Annotated in this window: 17 protein-coding genes; 14 read left to right on the forward strand and 3 right to left on the reverse strand. The window is 40.0% G+C overall.

The window, feature by feature from the left end; genetic code table 11:
- Positions 1 to 33 precede the first annotated feature (33 nt).
- Positions 34 to 1,179 (forward strand): glycosyltransferase, encoded by a 1,146-nt coding sequence (locus tag AWM68_RS01755; RefSeq protein WP_066236365.1) that lies wholly within the window; start codon positions 34 to 36, stop codon positions 1,177 to 1,179.
- On the opposite strand, the gene AWM68_RS01760 is transcribed toward AWM68_RS01755, so the two are convergent.
- A complete protein-coding gene (locus AWM68_RS01760; protein ID WP_066236366.1) occupies positions 1,176 to 2,351 on the reverse strand; it encodes a glycosyltransferase family 4 protein in 1,176 nt (391 codons plus the stop codon). The genes AWM68_RS01755 and AWM68_RS01760 overlap by 4 nt on opposite strands.
- On the reverse strand, positions 2,348 to 3,472 hold the full coding sequence (locus AWM68_RS01765; RefSeq protein WP_066236367.1) for a glycosyltransferase family 4 protein: 1,125 nt from the start codon (positions 3,470 to 3,472) through the stop codon (positions 2,348 to 2,350). Before AWM68_RS01765 ends, AWM68_RS01760 begins: the two co-directional genes overlap by 4 nt.
- A 189-nt stretch (positions 3,473 to 3,661) precedes the next feature.
- Here AWM68_RS01765 and AWM68_RS01770 point away from each other — a divergent pair, with 189 nt between their 5' ends.
- The 7 genes from AWM68_RS01770 (at position 3,662) to AWM68_RS01805 (ending at position 10,183) form a co-directional block, all read left to right on the forward strand.
- Positions 3,662 to 4,204, forward strand: a complete 543-nt coding sequence (locus AWM68_RS01770) for a hypothetical protein (protein ID WP_066236368.1) — start codon at positions 3,662 to 3,664, stop codon at positions 4,202 to 4,204.
- A gap of 137 nt (positions 4,205 to 4,341) precedes the next feature.
- Entirely contained in the window at positions 4,342 to 4,764 is a 423-nt protein-coding gene (locus AWM68_RS01775) for a DUF1801 domain-containing protein (RefSeq protein WP_066236369.1), read from the forward strand.
- A 350-nt stretch (positions 4,765 to 5,114) separates the two neighbouring features.
- Entirely contained in the window at positions 5,115 to 6,347 is a 1,233-nt protein-coding gene (gene pepT / locus AWM68_RS01780; RefSeq protein WP_066236370.1) for a peptidase T, read from the forward strand.
- 272 nt (positions 6,348 to 6,619) lie between these two features.
- The gene (locus tag AWM68_RS01790) at positions 6,620 to 7,099 is read left to right on the forward strand and encodes an NUDIX domain-containing protein (RefSeq protein ID WP_066236372.1); all 480 of its coding nucleotides are present in this window, start codon (positions 6,620 to 6,622) and stop codon (positions 7,097 to 7,099) included.
- A gap of 105 nt (positions 7,100 to 7,204) precedes the next feature.
- Entirely contained in the window at positions 7,205 to 8,473 is a 1,269-nt protein-coding gene (locus AWM68_RS01795; RefSeq protein ID WP_066236373.1) for an aminopeptidase P family protein, read from the forward strand.
- A 132-nt stretch (positions 8,474 to 8,605) separates the two neighbouring features.
- Complete coding sequence (locus AWM68_RS01800) at positions 8,606 to 9,595, forward strand: aldo/keto reductase (protein WP_066236374.1); 990 nt, start codon at positions 8,606 to 8,608, stop codon at positions 9,593 to 9,595.
- A gap of 3 nt (positions 9,596 to 9,598) precedes the next feature.
- A complete protein-coding gene (locus AWM68_RS01805; RefSeq protein WP_066236375.1) occupies positions 9,599 to 10,183 on the forward strand; it encodes a TetR family transcriptional regulator in 585 nt (194 codons plus the stop codon).
- Between the two features lie 99 nt (positions 10,184 to 10,282).
- Here the strand turns inward: AWM68_RS01805 and AWM68_RS01810 are convergent, their stop codons facing one another.
- A complete protein-coding gene (locus tag AWM68_RS01810) occupies positions 10,283 to 10,828 on the reverse strand; it encodes a hypothetical protein (protein ID WP_066236376.1) in 546 nt (181 codons plus the stop codon).
- Between the two features lie 188 nt (positions 10,829 to 11,016).
- On the opposite strand from AWM68_RS01810, the gene AWM68_RS01815 reads away from it, so the two are divergent.
- From AWM68_RS01815 to AWM68_RS21195, 6 genes are all read left to right on the forward strand, one after another.
- Positions 11,017 to 11,511 (forward strand): GNAT family N-acetyltransferase, encoded by a 495-nt coding sequence (locus AWM68_RS01815; protein ID WP_066236377.1) that lies wholly within the window; start codon positions 11,017 to 11,019, stop codon positions 11,509 to 11,511.
- 147 nt (positions 11,512 to 11,658) lie between these two features.
- Positions 11,659 to 12,903, forward strand: coding sequence for an erythromycin esterase family protein (locus AWM68_RS01820; RefSeq protein ID WP_066236378.1), 1,245 nt, complete (start codon positions 11,659 to 11,661; stop codon positions 12,901 to 12,903).
- Between the two features lie 112 nt (positions 12,904 to 13,015).
- Complete coding sequence (locus tag AWM68_RS01825) at positions 13,016 to 14,593, forward strand: spore germination protein (RefSeq protein ID WP_066236379.1); 1,578 nt, start codon at positions 13,016 to 13,018, stop codon at positions 14,591 to 14,593.
- Positions 14,562 to 15,650, forward strand: coding sequence for a GerAB/ArcD/ProY family transporter (locus AWM68_RS01830; RefSeq protein ID WP_066236380.1), 1,089 nt, complete (start codon positions 14,562 to 14,564; stop codon positions 15,648 to 15,650). Before AWM68_RS01825 ends, AWM68_RS01830 begins: the two co-directional genes overlap by 32 nt.
- Positions 15,647 to 16,885, forward strand: a complete 1,239-nt coding sequence (locus AWM68_RS01835) for a Ger(x)C family spore germination protein (RefSeq protein ID WP_066236381.1) — start codon at positions 15,647 to 15,649, stop codon at positions 16,883 to 16,885. The genes AWM68_RS01830 and AWM68_RS01835 overlap by 4 nt, the downstream gene beginning before the upstream one ends.
- On the forward strand, positions 16,886 to 17,041 hold the full coding sequence (locus AWM68_RS21195) for a hypothetical protein (RefSeq protein WP_156488272.1): 156 nt from the start codon (positions 16,886 to 16,888) through the stop codon (positions 17,039 to 17,041).
- Positions 17,042 to 17,096: the final 55 nt, after the last annotated feature.

Below are 17,096 nucleotides of genomic sequence, written 5' to 3' on the forward strand. Positions count from 1 at the left end.
AAGAAACGGATCTACGAAAAAAAGGAGATTGCGATGAAAAACTATCAAGTGGTGTGGAGAGGACCAGTGCTGGATGCCACAGGTTATGGAACAGCAAGCAGAGAGTACGCCCTCGCTTTAGACAGGCAGGGAATAGATGTGAAGATTGAAACCTATACTTGGAATTTTCCTTATCACATGCAAGATGAAAAGAAAAAGAAAAGGTTGCAGCAACTCATTGAAAAACCAATTACAAACCAAAAACAAAAAATATTAATCTATCATTCCCCTCCAGCAGTGATTAGTAAAAAAGAGAAAGCGGACTTTGACTTCTGCATTCTTAATACCGTATGGGAAACAAATCGGATCCCTGATACGTGGCTGCCCATCCTCTCCACATACGATGCCGTTTCTGTTCCTTGTACGCATAATGTAGATGCGCTGAAGATCAGCGGTGTTCGTATTCCGATATTCTTGGTGCCGCATGGAGCAGACACCAAGATGTTTAACCCAGACAATCATAGAATTATGCTGAATGAAAAAACCAAGTTTGTCTTTGTTTCCATCTTTGATTTTCAGCATCGGAAAAATCCGGAAAGTTTACTGCGTGCTTATTGGGAAGAGTTCACAGTGCACGACCGTGTACTGCTTCTAATCAAAACATATGGCAGTTCACGAAAAAAAATAAGAAAAGCAATTATGGACTATAAAAGGAAATTGGGGTTTAGTGATACTGCGCCCATTTATTTAATGACGGGAATATGCAGCGAGGCTGAACTAAAAGGAATGTATACAGCAGCAAATGCGTTTGTTCTCCCAACAAGAGGGGAAGGTGTAGGGTTACCTTTTATTGAAGCGTTATCAAGCGGCATACCTGTTATTGCAACCGGATGGGGCGGACAGATGGATTTCTTAAGTACACATAACTCGTTTCTAATTGACTATGAGCTGATGAATCCTTCAATCAGCATGAATAGCGATCACGCCATCTCCACCATCTACAGAGAATTTGAAAAGAACGGGCAGCTTTGGGCTGAAGCAGATCTCGATCATATGAAAAAGCAAATGAGATACGCCTATGAAAATCCCGCTCTTTGCAGACTAAAAGGAAGACAAGGCAGGAAAGATATGCAACAAATGACATGGGATCGAGCAGGTATCTCACTTAAACAAATGGTTGAGAAGATAATAGGTTCCTAACTTAAGAGCGCATCAATTTCAATCTTCATCTTTTCGACAATGCTGTTCCAAGAATAGTTCTTGTTAATATAGTGTTGTCCGTCCGTAGCTACTTTTTGTAATAAGTTTGGATCATTTGAATAACGGTTCAGTTTATAAGCAAAGTCTTCTCTTTCTGTATGAATATAGTGCTTCATGTTAGTGAGATCTAAACCTCGCACACCGCAAAGAGTAGAGAATAAAGGTACTCCTGCAGATAAGTACTCTAGTGTCTTCAGATTTACGCCAGCACCTGTAAACATAGGATTAATCGCTAGATCAGACTCTGAAAAGAGTTTTATTTTTTGTTTGTTCCGGACTCTGCCTAAAAGTTTTACGTTAGGTTTGGTAGTGAAATGTGAAAACGGGACACAACATCCTCCAGCGATTACGAAGTTAATTTCCGTACACTTGTCAGCAAGATGATGCAGGATAAAATCTACCGATTCAATGTTTGGTGGATAATCAGCTCCAATAAAGAATGCAAGAGGTTTTTGATTGTATTTTTCTTTTCGCAGAAGCCATCCATAAGGATCTATCCCATTTGGAGCGATTTTAACTTTTGCTGGGTTGGCTTTATACATTTTAATGAAATGGTCTTTCTCGGTTTCAGAAGTTGAGAAAACAAGATCAGCACATTTCACCAATTTTTTTTCAAGCTTAAACAGAGCAGGTAGATAGTTTCTTGCCTTCTCATTTCTCCAAATTTGATCAGCTAGCATGTATTCGTGATTGTGACTGTTATATACCCTTGGTTTATGATCTTTTCTAATATACGAATCAACTTCCACTAAAAAGGGTGATTCATGAACAATTAAATGACAGAGAGGATAAAGGGAATCATAAAGCTTCTTGTACAAAGTTGGATAGTTTGCAAGCTCAGTCTGTATAATCATTGCAAATTCATAGGTTAATTCATTATGCTGAAGCTTTTGGACAACCTTATTGTAGTAGTAAGGGTCTTTAGGTACTTTATATTCTCTAAATGTTTGAGAATACTGAAATACTCCCTGTTTGTGGCCATATGTTTGTGAAAGAAGTGTAACATCATAAAATTTGCTAAGTTCTTCATAGATGTGAAAATACCTTAGTGTGCCGCCACTCGTAGGAGGTATTACGGTTGGGAAATGATTTAAAACTAAAATCTTTTTCATCGTTTTACATCCCTTTTAACAACATGCTGAAAAACATTTAGTGTCTCTTTTGCACAGTTTTCCCATGAAAACATCCTTGATCGCTCTATTCCTTGTTTAATTAACCTTTTTCTGATTTGTGAGTCTGACATATTTAGGACTTTTAAAGCGATGTCTTCGGGGTCTTCTGGGTTAAAGTGGATGGCTGCGTTACCTACTATTTCTGGAATACTAGCTCTATCTGAACAAACGATAGGACAATGTGCTTTCATCGCTTCCACTAAAGGAATACCGAAACCTTCATATAGAGATGGGAAAATCATGAACGATGCGTTGGAATAAAGAGAGGGCATATCCTCAGGTGGAACGTATCCTAGTATCTTTACTTGCTCTTCCAGTTCGTGTTCTTGTATAAATTTTAGTACAGCTTGATAATTACGGTTTCGATGAAATGTATATCCTGTAAGAACGAGAGGAATACGTTTTTCATAGCGATCCCTTAGTCTAACAAGAGCTTTAAGCAAGTTAATGTGATTTTTATGTGGATTATAGCTGGAAGGGTAGATCGCGTATTCTTCGTCCAGTGAGTATTTTTTCTTTATTTTCTCTTTGGAAACATCAGTTGATAAGAAGCGGAATACAGGTGGAGCATCTAGATAAACAGCATGAACCTTTTCCTTTGGAATGTGAAGGTTCTTTGCAATCGCATTTCTTGAAAACTCGGAAACCGTTAACACGGCATCAAAGGAATGTGCAAATCGCTCATAATAAGCATTATTTTCTTTTAGATCACCATCAACAAATTGTGGATAGGCAGTATGCAGAACATCATGAATCGTTGCTATTAAAGGAACCGTAATATTTGGAATATATGATTTGTGTATAGGTGAAAACCAAAGATCGAGTTGACACTGAGTAATGAATGAATGAATCGAGTCATAAACTTTGTATTCTTTTATCATTATTTTTTTTATTCGATCCTGATAATCAGGAAACAGGTTTCTGTATGGTTTTGTGAGAAACAAGAATAACTTAATATTCTTGTCCGTCGTTACTAATTGCGAGATAAGATGTGTTACATATTGTTCAACCCCGCCAAATCTGTCGCTCGAAAGTGATAATAAGTTTACTCCTATTCTCATTTGTATCCTCCTCATCCCACATTTGCCTAATCAATTTTCAAACTATTTATATGTTCAAGAAAACGGTGACGTACGCATACATTGTAAAGGATGTAAAATACTGCGCCCATTCATTCTAATTAGCACTTGCATGTATTAGGGTTGAAGGTTAAGACTGTCGGTGCAGAATAAATAAAGGAGTGAATAAGGATGAGTGATAAACATAAAGACAAAAGCCATGAAAAAGAAAAAAGCAGGAAAGTTAAAATTACAACAGGGCCTTTTCTTGTACCGGAAGAAGTTGATTCAGAACTTCAAGGAGGCAGAGATAATGACAGAATCATTATTATCCTTAAGAACCCAACAGATAAACACTTAAAAGTAAAAGTCAAACTTGGTATTTGTTTAGAACCAAGAAAAAGTGCGAGTGGTTTATTAAATGTATATAAAGACATTGAAGAAAAAGAAGTAAGTTTAGGGTGGTTTACTTTAAAGCCGCATTCTTGCACAAGAATTGAACGAAATATACCGAGAGATCTTGGGTCAGGTAAAGACGAACGGAATGCCGTTTATCGGATAACAGCAAAAGGGGATTTCCAAGTCTGCTCTCGAGGGGATACAGTGCTTTGTGGTCTAGCTGAAATTTCTGTTATAGGCGGAAGTGTCTTCAATTTTGAAGAACCAGGGCTTGAGCAAGCAGATGCAGCGCTGTTTTTTCCTTTTAGTAATTTTGTAGTATGTAAAAGTCACTAATAATCTACAAATCAGACAGCTCCTGATCAGGGGTTGTCTTTTTTTAATTAGCCAAGGTAGTTTCATAAAAGGGGATAAGGATGATATGCAGAAAATAATAAAGAAGACAATCGTTCAATAAAGGGAGTGTTACATGTATGTACGAACAAAAAACAAAAGAAACGAATCATAGTGTCGTAGAGTTCATTGAAAATGTAGAGAGTCCCAAAAAGAAAGAAGATGCTTATAAACTTCTTGATATTTTTACAGAAACAACAGGCTTTGAGGCAAAAATGTGGGGACCAAGCATCATCGGATTTGGGTCGTATCATTATAAATACAAAACCGGGCATGAAGGGGACGCTCCACTTGTCGGGTTCTCGCCAAGAAAAGCGAAGATCAGCCTCTATTTTGCGCCAGGAGATCCTGATCGTGAAGCGTTGCTTAGTAAGTTTGGTAAACATACAACAGGTGCGGCATGCGTGTACATCAATAAGTTGGCAGATGTTGATGTGGATGTGTTACAAAAGCTGATTACGCAATCTATGGAATTTTTGTTAAAAACATACCCTCAAGTGTAGTGGTGATGAGTGCAGGAAAGGAGCCCTAAATTAGGACTCCTTTTTTAAGTGATTAGTGTTTCTTGTGACAGCCGCAGCTTCTTTTTTTCTTTTTTCTGCACTTCTTACATTTTAAAATGATGAAGCTTGAAGAAGAAGATTCACATCTGTGTCGATTCCAACAACCCATTAAAATCACCCCGTTTATTTTCACAACACAATGAACTTGTGCTGGTACTACATCATATGCACGAAGAGGACAAGTTGTTTAGACATATGAACAAGTCAGTTTGGTTTTTTAGAATTGAGCAATAGGTAATCATTTGAAAAACATGCTATCATTAAACAAAACAATAGGAGTTGAGTGAATATTGAAACAAGAGATTATGGACCGTTTTATCACCTATGTAAAAGTAGATACGCAATCTGATGGAAGCAGCGAGACGACTCCTTCAACAAAAGGACAGTGGACGCTCGCAAACATGCTGGTGGAAGAACTGAAAGAAATCGGCATGCAAGAAGTAACGGTTGATGAAAACGGCTATGTGATGGCGACTCTTCCTTCCAATACGGAAAAAGACGTGCCGGTCATTGGTTTCCTTGCACATGTCGACACCGCGACTGATTTTACAGGAAAAGACGTAAAACCCCAGATCGTTGAAAACTATGATGGGGAAACGATCACGTTAAACAAAGACTTACATATTGAATTATCTCCAAGCGATTTTCCTAGTTTAAAAGATTACAAAGGACATACCCTGATTACAACAGACGGTACAACATTGCTCGGTGCAGATAATAAAGCGGGTATCGCTGAGATTATGACGGCGATGAAATATTTGATTGACCACCCAGAAATCAAGCACGGAAAACTGAGAGTGGCGTTCACACCGGACGAAGAGATCGGCCGTGGCCCTCACAAGTTTGATGTAAAAGCATTTGGCGCGAAGTATGCCTATACGATGGACGGCGGACCATTAGGTGAACTTGAATATGAAAGCTTTAACGCGGCTGATGCGAGAATTCGTATCTTGGGTAAAAATATTCACCCGGGCTCTGCCAAGAATAAGATGGTGAATTCTGCGAAAATTGCAATCGAACTGCAAAGCAAACTTCCAACTGAAGAAGCTCCCGAACATACAGAGGGATATGGAGGGTTTTATCACCTAATCGGATTAAAAGGTGGCGTAGAACAAACAGACATGTACTACATCATTCGTGATCACGATAAAGAACTTTTCGAAAAAAGAAAGAACACAATACAAGCGATCGTGGATGAGCTGCGCGAAAAGTATGGCCAAGATAAGATTCAGTTAGAGATGAAAGATACGTATTACAACATGAAAGAGAAGATTGAGCCCGTAAAAGAAATTGTGGACCTTGCTTCAAAAGCAATGAAAAAGCTTGATATTGAGCCAAACATCAAACCGATTCGCGGTGGTACAGACGGATCTCAATTATCATTTATGGGACTGCCGACACCGAATATCTTCACGGGCGGGGAAAACTATCACGGCCGTCACGAATACATCTCAGTCGACAATATGATCAAAGCAACACAAGTAATTATCGAGCTTGTGCAGCTTTTTGAAGAGGAAGCATAAAAGATAGAGGGTTTAGCCAACTATTTTGGTTGGCTTTTCCTGTGTCTTCTGAGTGTGGGTTTAGCAGGTAAGTGTGAGATGTTAGGGGTATTCGGGCACTTCAGGTGTGTCGATGTTTGTCTACTCGCTGATATATCATCAAAACTCGCCGGATTATTACCAAAACTCGCTGGATTAACTCCTAAATTTCAGGGATTATCCTTGAAATTTATTGAATTACTGGATGGAATACCCCGGCTGGTATATAAATTAGAACTAAGGAGGAGCTATAGATGAGCTACCCAATCCGAGTAAGAGCGGGTGCGTTAATTATCGAAAATGACGCGATCCTGTTAATTGAGTTTGATGATGAGAATGGACTTCACTACAACCTGCCGGCAGGCGGTGTAGAACCACATGAATCTGTTAAGGAAGCGGCAAAACGAGAAGCGAAAGAAGAGGCTTCCATTGATGTAAAGGTCGGTCCGCTCGCATTTGTTTATGAATATGCGCCACACTTGGCGGACTACCGATATGGAGAGAAACACTCATTAGGGCTTATGTTTGAATGCACGCGGGATAAGAACACAGAACCTTCTTTGCCAGATCGGCCAGACTCCAACCAAACGGGAGTAAAATGGGTTTCCTTAAGTGAGCTGGATTCCATCGTTTTGTATCCAAAAGTACAAAAACATATATTGGCCTATGTCGAAAGTAAAAAGCAAGGTTCATACATTGAAGAACAAGATTTGGAAGAGTATCATTTGATTTAAAAAATTCAGAAAAATAACTGTCATTAGCATGAAATAATCCTTATACTATAGATACATAAATAAACTCATCAGTCGTTTTTTAATAATTTCTTAAGGAGGATTCATATGGAGTCTTATTTTTTTGAACGTAACAGAAGCAGATTAAAAGAATTGCTGCCTGATGAATCATTAACGATTTTATTTGCTGGTAAAGCGCCACAAAAATCAGCGGATGAACATTATCCATTCGTGCCAAACCGCAACTTTTACTACTTAACTGGGATTACCGATCAAAATGTAATGCTGCTTTTAAAGAAGAGCGGCAAACAATTTGAAGAAACGCTTTTTATTGAAAAAGCGGATCCTGTTATGGAGAAGTGGGTTGGGAAGACGGTTTCAAAAGAAGAAGCAGAAAATCTCTCAGGAATCAAAGACATTAAATATGTGGATAGCTTTGAGTCAACAGTTGCGGGGAACTTCTTCACAAATCAAGCAAAGCACGTTTGTTTAGATTTAGAGCGCCGAGCTTGGAACGGTGAGCCAACAAGCACCTCACTTTTTGCCAAACACATTCGTGAGCACTACCCGCACATTGTGATCCACAACGTATATCCCGACATCTCTGAACTGCGCGTATTTAAAACTACAGAAGAGATTCAGAAGATTAAAGAAGCGATTGCAATCACGAAAGAAGGCATCTATAACGTGCTGAAGCATGCAAAAGCAGGCATGATGGAATATCAGCTCGAAGCGCATTTTGATTTTACGCTAAAGTCAAACGGGATTCGAGATTATGCGTTCAAAACCATTACGGCAAGCGGGAAAAATGCAACGGTTCTTCACTATGAGCACAACAACGCACGTACGAATGAAGGAGAGCTTGTGTTGCTCGATCTTGGTGCACAAAAAGATTATTACAACGCGGACATCAGCTACACCTTCCCAGTGGATGGAAAGTTTTCTGATCGCCAAAAAGTACTGTACAATATCGTCCTAAAAGCTCTAAAAGAAACACCAGCGATCATTAAACCAGGTCTAGAGTTTGCAGAACTTAATAATCATGCGAAGAAAATTTTAGCCGATGAGTGCAAGAAGATTGGCTTGATTCAAGAAGACGACGAGATTTCAAAATACTATTATCATGGTGTAGGCCATTTCTTAGGACTCGACACGCATGACGTTGGTTCGTATAAAGATCGCATCCTCGAACCAGGAATGGTGATCACGATCGAGCCGGGATTATATATTGAAGAAGAATCGACCGGAATCCGTATCGAGGATGACATCTTAGTGACGGAAGACGGGTATGAGAACCTATCAAAAGATATCTTCCGTGAAGTAGAAGAGATTGAAGAGTTTATGGCGACAAAAGGTGTTCAGGCGGTTCAAGCTTAATAGTGGATGAGAAGAGGTGTATTTCGCCTCTTCTTTTTTTACACTTAAATAACAAATGACAAAAATTAATATTTGTCATTTGTTATTTTACGTGTTAAGATAAATCCATAAAAACAATCGGAGGGGAAAATGATGAAAACAAGAAAAATCGGAACAAACGGTCCTGAGGTTTCAGCAATCGGATTAGGATGTATGGGAATGTCTGATCTTTATGGGAATGCAGAAAGAGCGGAAAGTATTGCAACCATTCACGAAGCACTTGAAAAAGGTGTCACACTTTTTGATACGGGTGATTTTTATGGCGTCGGTCATAACGAACTCTTGTTGCGTGAGGCATTGCAAGGAACAAAACGCGAAAATGCTTTTATTGCGGTTAAAACAGGAGTGCTCAGATCTCCAGATGGCGGCTGGATCGGAATGGATAACCGTCCGCAAGCGATTAAGAATGCTTTGGCTTATACACTTCAACGTTTAGGAACAGATTATATCGACCTTTATCAGCCAGCACGTGTCGATCCGAACGTGCTAATTGAAGAAACGATTGGCGCGATGAGTGATTTGGTGAAAGCAGGTTATGTTAAACACATTGGCCTTTCTGAAGCGAATGCAGAAACCGTTCGTAAAGCACACGGTGTTCATCCGATCAGCTGGCTTCAGATCGAGTATTCCCTGTTCAGCCGCGGGATTGAAGCAGAAATTCTTCCGACGCTCCGCGAGTTAGGCATCTCGCTTTCTGCCTATGGCGTGCTTTCAAGAGGATTATTAAGTGGCAAGTGGACGAAAGAGCGTCAGGGTCAAATCGACTTCCGCTCGTTCGCACCTCGTTTTATGGGTGAAAACTTGGATCAAAACTTAGCACTTGTTGAAGCGTTGCGTGAGATTGCTGAAGAAAAACAAGCAACAGTAGCTGAAATTGCAATTAGCTGGGTATTGACTCAAGGCGAAGACGTCATCCCGTTGATCGGAGCACGCAAACGCACGCATTTAGCAGATGCATTTGGTGCGTTAGCGTTAGAGCTGTCTTCAGCAGATCTTGAGAAAATCGAAAGAGCCGTACCTGCTGACAAAGTGGCGGGAACGCGTTATGCTAAAGAGCAGATGGCAATGTTAGGAGTAGAATAAGGAATGGCAGAACCTTTAACGAGGGAACAAATTTTAGACACAACGGAACAAGTGCTTCGCCGCTTTGGGTTGGATAAAACGTCAGTTGTCGATGTCGCTCGTGCGCTCGGCGTGAGTCATGGGACATTGTATCGTCATTTCGCAAGCAAGGCCGCGTTAAAAGAAGCGGTTGCGGAACGCTGGTTACATGAAGTTTCGACACCGCTTGGAAAAATTGCTGGTGAAGAAGGATCAGCGTTTGATAAAGTGAGAAGCTGGATCGAAAGACTGGTTCATATCAAACAATCGAAGGCAAAAGAAGATCCTGAACTGTTTGCGATGTATAACGCGCTTGCTGAAGAATCCGTTGAGGTTATCACGGCGCATATTCACGAACTGATCGCACAATTAACCAAGATTGTTGAAGAGGGTATGAAAAGCGGCGAGTTCCAAAAGGGGAATGCACATGAACAGGCTGCGGCTATTTTTTATGCCACAGCCCGGTTTCACCACCCTGCTCTTGCAAAAGAGTGGGCATCTTCTCATATCCAGGAAGAGTTTAAACAAGTATGGAGTTTGATCACGTCAGGTCTTGTTAAAAAATCATAAGGAGAGGCTGTATCAAAGGGGGTGTCCCCTTTTGATGCAGTCTTTTTTTTGTAGAAAGTAGCTGGATATATACTAGGTCATTTTGGCAGAACAGCTTACTTACTTTTTATATAAATGTTTAATCCATTTGTTAATAAAAGATGATTTATTATTCTGTGATTCTAGCCGCTTTAGTGGACGGCCAGCAAGATAGAGCTTGATGTTTTGCCATAAAACTTCAGCTTGAATTTCAATATCTCCAGCGGAATTCGGTTGGCCAGCAATCGTAACACAATGACCAGCACCAAACAAAAAAGGGAATTCAGTATTCTGCAGCGTATCCTCAACCATCATCAATCCCTGTGCATCAACAGGGACTAAAGCTTGCTTAAATAGTGAAACTTTCATATCCACATTAAATGAGATCACATCAAAACGGTAAATTTCACCTGAGAAGCTTAACAGCATTTTCTGTAAGGGGTCGAATGAGATAATTGTATCTTCAATAAAAGTGACATTCGCATTCTTACATACCGTGCTAAAATCCGTATTATTCTTCTTTTCGCCAATCAATATAATTTCTACATTGTTAATTCTCTTTCTTTGTAAAAGGCGGAGAACAGACAGATGCACGTCTTCAGTTCCAATTAATAATAATTTAGTCAAAACAAAACACTCCTGAATAAATAGTGGTGTGTCTATCATATCGATATTTTAAAGAGTTGGCCAACCAACCCGTCGTAATGTTATTGTAGGGGGTCTGTCCCGGGGACAGACCCCCTACAATTTACTTTGTCTCATTAGTACGATTAAAATGAATATGAAAACAGTTGGAAAAGAAGGAGCTAATGGGGATGGAAATAATCGAATTGCATAGTGTGGACGAGGATATCAATGAGCTTTCCGATCTTTTAATAAAAGTGGTGGAGGATGGCGCGTCCATTGGTTTTCTGCCGCCACTTGCAAAAACAGAAGCAAATGCCTTCTGGAAAAGCTGCGTCAAACCTGACATCTCGTTCTGGGTCGCAAAGGCAGAGGGTAAGATTGCGGCAACGATCCAACTTCACTTATGTACGAAACCAAACGGAACACACCGGGCGGAAATTGCTAAGCTTATGACACATCCATCGTTCAGACAAAAAGGTATTGCCAGAAAGCTAATGAATCACGCAGAGGAACGAGCAAAACAAGAAAATCGTTCACTCCTTATATTGGATACGAGAGAAGGAGACCCTTCTAATCTTCTTTATCAATCGATCGGTTATCAAGAAGCGGGGCGCATCCCGAAGTTTGCAAAAAATGCGGAAGGTGGAATCGATACGACGGTTTTGTACTATAAAATGATTTAAAAAAAGTGACCTGGTTGGACTTAATAGCCACCGGCATTCACCTCACCACCGCCTAAGGCCATTAGCCCACAAACCGCTGACCTTCATGTTCATTCGTTTAAGAACAGCAACTGCTGGTTATAGTACAGGTAGAAAGCAGGTGGGACAATGTCAGAATCAATGGCTGAGTACATAAGAAAACACGCTATAAAGCTTGAAGACACACATGCAATGGATGAGATTGTGAATTCAATCGGAAATGCACGGTATGTCATGTTAGGTGAAGCCTCACACGGAACATCAGAGTTTTATACCATTCGGGCTGAACTTTCAAAAAGACTCATTCAAGAAAAGGGTTTCTCATTCATAGCAGTGGAAGGGGACTGGCCGTCTTGCTATCGAGTAAATCGCTATATAAAAAGCTACAATTCGAACCCTCCGGAGCTTGAAGTCCTTTTAAAACAAAGCTTTACACGGTGGCCTTCATGGATGTGGGCAAATAAAGAAATGCTCGAATTGATTTCGTGGTTAAAAAGATACAATGATGAACAGTCAACAAGAAACAAAGTAGGTTTCTTTGGAATCGATCTGTACAGTTTGTTTGAATCGATGGAAGAGATCATTCGTTATTTGGAAGAGAATGACCCAGATCGGTTGCAGCAGGCAAAAAAAGCTTTCTCCTGTTTTCAGCCTTTTGAGAAAGATGAACAAGAATATGCTATTTCTGCCGGTTATCTATCAGAAAGCTGTGAAGATGAAGTCATTAAGCTTTTGTTAGAAATTCAGTCTAAAAGAGAAACTCATGAAGATGATCCAGAAGGCGGACTTAGCCTTGAACTCAATGCACTAGTGGCAGCACATGCAGAACAGTATTACAGATCGATGGTAAAAGGTGACACACTCACATGGAACATTCGGGACCGACATATGGCTGAAGCCGTTGAGAAGCTAATGGCCTTTCATGGGCCGGAAGCGAAAGTGATCATCTGGGAGCATAATACACACATCGGTGATGCACGCGCGACTGACATGGCAGAAGAGGGAATGATCAATGTAGGTCAGCTCATTCGCGAGGCACATGAATCGGAAGAGGTGTATGCTCTAGGATTTGGCACACATCGCGGAACGGTGATCGCAGGGAATGCATGGGGAGATCCTTATAGAAAGATTTCTGTACCGCCTGCTTCAGATGAGAGTTGGGAAGCAATGTTTCATGCTGCAGGCGCTTATGATCAGTTCATCCTGCTTAAAGAACATCGTGAAAAGTTTGAAGATGTTAAAGGCAACCGTGCCATTGGGGTTGTTTATGATCCCCGTTATGAACATTTAGGGAACTATGTGCCTACCCGTCTCTCTCACAGATATGATGCTTTCATATTTATTAACCACTCACATGCCCTGCATCCACTCTAATATGGAATTAAAACAAGCAAGCTTCCAACACTTAGATGTTAGGAAGCTTTTTTGCATACATAATAAACGGTTCTAGTGGAAGAATGAGACAAAAAGCCCGGAGTTGTAAGTTATGAGACAATCCATCTTTCAAAAGCTATTTCACAACGAAAAATACAAAAACCAGCAATTTAGCGAAAAAGATTCATCTGAAGAGATTGCTGTAAAAAAGCAAACGATCTCTACAAACTTGAATGAAAACCTTGAAATCTTTTCAAAGCTTTATCTCATTCCTCAAAATAATGATGTAAACATCCGGCGTTTTCTCGTTCAAGGCTGGCACAAAGAAGCTGCCCTGCTTTTTATTAATACGATTTCGGATACGAACTTGTTAGAAGAGCAGGTCTTAAAGCCTCTTTCAAAAAACGAAGGAACCTTTCAAAGTGTTGAAGATATTGTTACTGCACCAGGCATTAAAAGAGTACAAGTCGTTGAGGATGTACTCATCGAAATCAACCGCGGAAACGCCGCTCTTTTTATAGAGGGAGATCAGCAAGTCTATATTACGAGTGTGAGCAACTTTCAGGGTCGTGGTATTGATAAAGCTGAGAATGAAGTAGTCATTAAAGGTCCGAAAGAAGCATTCAACGAAAAGGCGAATACAAACATTTCTTTGTTACGCAAAAAGATTAAGACTGAAAGCCTGATAGTTGAATCGATGACGATTTCCAAAAGATCAAAGAACGAAGTCTATGTTCTCTATATCCATGATCTCGTTGACCATGAGTTGTTAAATAAAGTCAAAGAGAGAGTAACCAAGATCAATGTGGATTCCATTCAAAACCTTTCGATGCTTGAGCAGCATATTGAAGAACGGACCAAGTCACTCTTTCCTACGATCCTTTACACAGAGAGACCTGACAGGGCTTCATCCTTTTTAGAAGATGGCTATATCATTCTATTAATGGAAAATAGTCCAGGATCTCTTATTATGCCTGCTACGTTCTGGTCCTTCTTTCATACGTCTGAAGACCACTATCTACGGTTTATTTTCGGAAACTTTACGAGAGCACTTCGTTTATTGGCCCTTTTTATTACTTTATTCAGCTCTGCTCTTTATCTCTCTGTTACCAACTTTCACGCTGAGATGCTGCCACCCGATTTGCTACTTGCGATTTCTTCTACAAGGGAAATCGTAGCGTTTCCAGCCACAATTGAGATTTTTTTAATGGAAATCGCCTTTGAACTGATCAGAGAGGCAGGTCTCCGTGTACCAAGTCCAATCGGTCCGACGATCGGAATTGTGGGTGCTCTGATTTTAGGACAAGCTGCCGTGCAAGCTAACGTAGTAAGTCCAATGGTTGTTATCATAGTTGCACTTGGCGGGTTATCCTCTTTTGCGATCGGAGACATTGGCATGAACTTTGCTGTTCGGCTATCCAGGTTCTTTTTAATTTTATGTGCATCTGTTTTTGGACTTTACGGACTAACGGCTATGTTTTCAATTGGCTTGTTTTATTTGCTCTCGTTGCGCTCATTCGGAGTTCCGTATTTTGCTCCTATGACACCAAAATACACATCTGGAAACGATACTGTTTTTAGAAGCCTCGTATGGAATGAAATATTCAGACCAGGTTATTTAAAGCCTCAAGATATGAAAAAGACAGGGGATGTTAGCAATGGAGAAAAGCAGGGGCAAAATCGGAATTAGAGAGTTTGTTGCTGTTGTCATCCTCACAATTGGCACAAAAATGGCAGATGACACACCAGCAATTCTTTTTGAACAGATGGAGAACGCTGCATGGATGGGTCCTCTCCTTATAGGAGCTCTTTCCATTATTCCTCTTTATTTCTTAACGAACGTGTTTACGAAATACAAAGGAAAAAACTTATTTGAGGTAACTCTTTACTTGCTGGGGAAACCAGTAGGGTATTGTGTGCTTTTCTTCCTTTGGGTAATAGGTGGAATCGCGATTACCATCGATTCTTCTATTTATACAGACATCATTGGAACGATGTATTTTAATAAAACCCCAACGCTCGTGCTGTATGCCATCTTAATGGGAATCTGTGCATATGGAGCAAAAAAAGGACTTGAACAAGTTGGTTCTTTTGCTTGGTCCGTACTCTTTTGGATTAAGGTGTCCCTGTTCCTAGCACTTTTTTTAACGTTTAGACAAGGAAATATGGATTTTATCTATCCCTTTTTTGGTCCAGGAAAGTGGGAAGTGCTTAAGTCGAGTGCTTCAAATCTTTCAATCTTTGCTGATTTTTTATTTTTGAGTCTGATTGCAGGGTTTACGGCGAGTCCTGCCGTTTTTAAAAAGGGAATTTGGATTTCATTAGTCATTGTAACGATTGAGTTATCCATTTCACTTTTGTCTTTCGTTGTTTTGTTTGATTATGAACCAGTTAAGATGCTGAATTATCCCTTTCATGAAACGATTCGTTATATTAACTTAGAATTTCTGCCTAACATTGAAACCTTATTTTTCCCTTTTTGGCTCGTGGCGCTGTTTATTCGCTTTTCATTTTATCTGTATTTAAACGCCCTTTTATTTGGAGGTCTATTCCGAGTAAAAGATTTCGAGTACTTGATTCCTACCTTGGCCACACTGTTCGTATTCTTGGGTATGATTCCCGAAACACCAACCTTTTCAATCTTTGATTTTCGAGAGCCATTTCTCAAAATGATCACTCCTATATTCTTTCTGTTTCCCTGCTTGCTATGGGTTATGTCAAAAGCCAAAGGGGACATGAAAACATGAGACCTCTTGTAAAGAGTATCCTCTCCTTGTTCTTGTTAGTGTCATTAAGCGGATGCTGGGATCAAACGGAAATCGATATGAAGGCATTTGTAGTCGGAATCGGTCTTGATAAAGGAAAGAATGAAAAGATCAACGTAACGTATCTTATTGCCAATCCGGAGTATGGATCACAACAAGGCGGGGGAAGCACGAACGAACCCGCAACCGAAACCATTACATTTGAGGCGAATGATTTAATCGCTTCAAGAAACTTAGCTAACACCGTAATCGCAAAAGAAATTTCTTATGATCTCTTAAGTGTGCTTATCGTTTCCAAAGAACTCGCTTCAGATAAAAATTTTATACGGTGGATGTATGATACAACGAAGGATAGGGAGATCAAGCGGAACACACCGCTCCTCATTACAGAAGAAGAGGCGAGTAAGTTTATAGAAGAGAATGATCCTAAGCTGGAAACACGGCCACATAAATATTTCGAACTGATGTTCGAACATGGCACGGAGACGGGTCTAATTCCTAAATCCGATCTTATTAAATACTTCAGGATTACAGAAGCTGATGCGGACCTGTTTTTAGCCGTGTTTGGAACGAACAAGCATAGAGGTGGTGGCAAAAAAGGGGATGGGTATCTTATCGCTGGAGAATTCCAGACGAAAGGCAAAACAAACAAAACAAATCTATTAGGCTCGGCTGTCTTTAAAGAAGGAAGAATGATTGGAAAACTAACCGGGGAGGAAACGCGCATCTCCCTTTTGTTGAATGATACGGCAGATCTGCCAGACTACTTGACAACCTTTCCTGATCCATTTAATAAAAAATTTCGTGTCACAACAAAGATTGTTAAAAAAGGGAAGAACAAGATCGACATGTTGTACGAAAACGGGACACCTACATTAAAGGTAAACGTTCCCCTTACAATTGAAGTCTTAACAGATCATAGCATGACCAATTACGGTAAGAACAAAGTGAAGAGAGACAGGTTAAAGGCATACTTAACCACAAGGATCACGGATAAAATCAATCGATTGGTCACAAAGACGCAAAAAGAATTTAAAGGCGAACCGTTTGGGTGGTCACTGCAAGCGAGGAAAAACTTTTTAACGATTGATGAATATGAAAAGTTTGACTGGATGAAGACGTATCCTAACATGAATATAGATATTTCCGTTGATATCCGATTCGGTGAATTCGGCAGACAAAGTGAGCTGCCTAAATTAGAGCGAGTGAGGGATTAGATGCTTTTTGTTACATGGATTTTCATCATTAGTGTCTTCCTATATACAACCGGTTTTTCATATAAACTTTGGAAGCAAAATGAAAAGTTAGGCTCTGTAGCTGTTATGATCCTGGCTGTTTCCGTTGTGATCATCCCTTTCTTTTCTGTCTTTTAACTGTTGTTAGCCATTGTTCTATGAGAAGACCGTTATTTCGTCTACTTTTTCATGA

The organism is Fictibacillus phosphorivorans, from assembly GCF_001619875.1.
Lineage (GTDB): Bacteria > Bacillota > Bacilli > Bacillales > Fictibacillaceae > Fictibacillus > Fictibacillus phosphorivorans_B.

What these genes read in the sequence shown, in the direction of transcription:
- AWM68_RS01835 (WP_066236381.1), top strand. Translation starts at nt 15,647, where the DNA reads ATGAGACCTCTTGTAAAGAGTATCCTCTCCTTGTTCTTGTTAGTGTCA.
- AWM68_RS01755 (WP_066236365.1), top strand. Translation starts at nt 34, where the DNA reads ATGAAAAACTATCAAGTGGTGTGGAGAGGACCAGTGCTGGATGCCACA.
- AWM68_RS21195 (WP_156488272.1), top strand. Translation starts at nt 16,886, where the DNA reads ATGCTTTTTGTTACATGGATTTTCATCATTAGTGTCTTCCTATATACA.
- AWM68_RS01770 (WP_066236368.1), top strand. Translation starts at nt 3,662, where the DNA reads ATGAGTGATAAACATAAAGACAAAAGCCATGAAAAAGAAAAAAGCAGG.
- AWM68_RS01815 (WP_066236377.1), top strand. Translation starts at nt 11,017, where the DNA reads ATGGAAATAATCGAATTGCATAGTGTGGACGAGGATATCAATGAGCTT.
- AWM68_RS01825 (WP_066236379.1), top strand. Translation starts at nt 13,016, where the DNA reads ATGAGACAATCCATCTTTCAAAAGCTATTTCACAACGAAAAATACAAA.
- AWM68_RS01790 (WP_066236372.1), top strand. Translation starts at nt 6,620, where the DNA reads ATGAGCTACCCAATCCGAGTAAGAGCGGGTGCGTTAATTATCGAAAAT.
- AWM68_RS01775 (WP_066236369.1), top strand. Translation starts at nt 4,342, where the DNA reads ATGTACGAACAAAAAACAAAAGAAACGAATCATAGTGTCGTAGAGTTC.
- AWM68_RS01805 (WP_066236375.1), top strand. Translation starts at nt 9,599, where the DNA reads ATGGCAGAACCTTTAACGAGGGAACAAATTTTAGACACAACGGAACAA.
- AWM68_RS01820 (WP_066236378.1), top strand. Translation starts at nt 11,659, where the DNA reads ATGTCAGAATCAATGGCTGAGTACATAAGAAAACACGCTATAAAGCTT.
- AWM68_RS01760 (WP_066236366.1), bottom strand. Translation starts at nt 2,351, where the DNA reads ATGAAAAAGATTTTAGTTTTAAATCATTTCCCAACCGTAATACCTCCT.
- AWM68_RS01830 (WP_066236380.1), top strand. Translation starts at nt 14,562, where the DNA reads ATGGAGAAAAGCAGGGGCAAAATCGGAATTAGAGAGTTTGTTGCTGTT.
- AWM68_RS01795 (WP_066236373.1), top strand. Translation starts at nt 7,205, where the DNA reads ATGGAGTCTTATTTTTTTGAACGTAACAGAAGCAGATTAAAAGAATTG.
- AWM68_RS01765 (WP_066236367.1), bottom strand. Translation starts at nt 3,472, where the DNA reads ATGAGAATAGGAGTAAACTTATTATCACTTTCGAGCGACAGATTTGGC.
- AWM68_RS01800 (WP_066236374.1), top strand. Translation starts at nt 8,606, where the DNA reads ATGAAAACAAGAAAAATCGGAACAAACGGTCCTGAGGTTTCAGCAATC.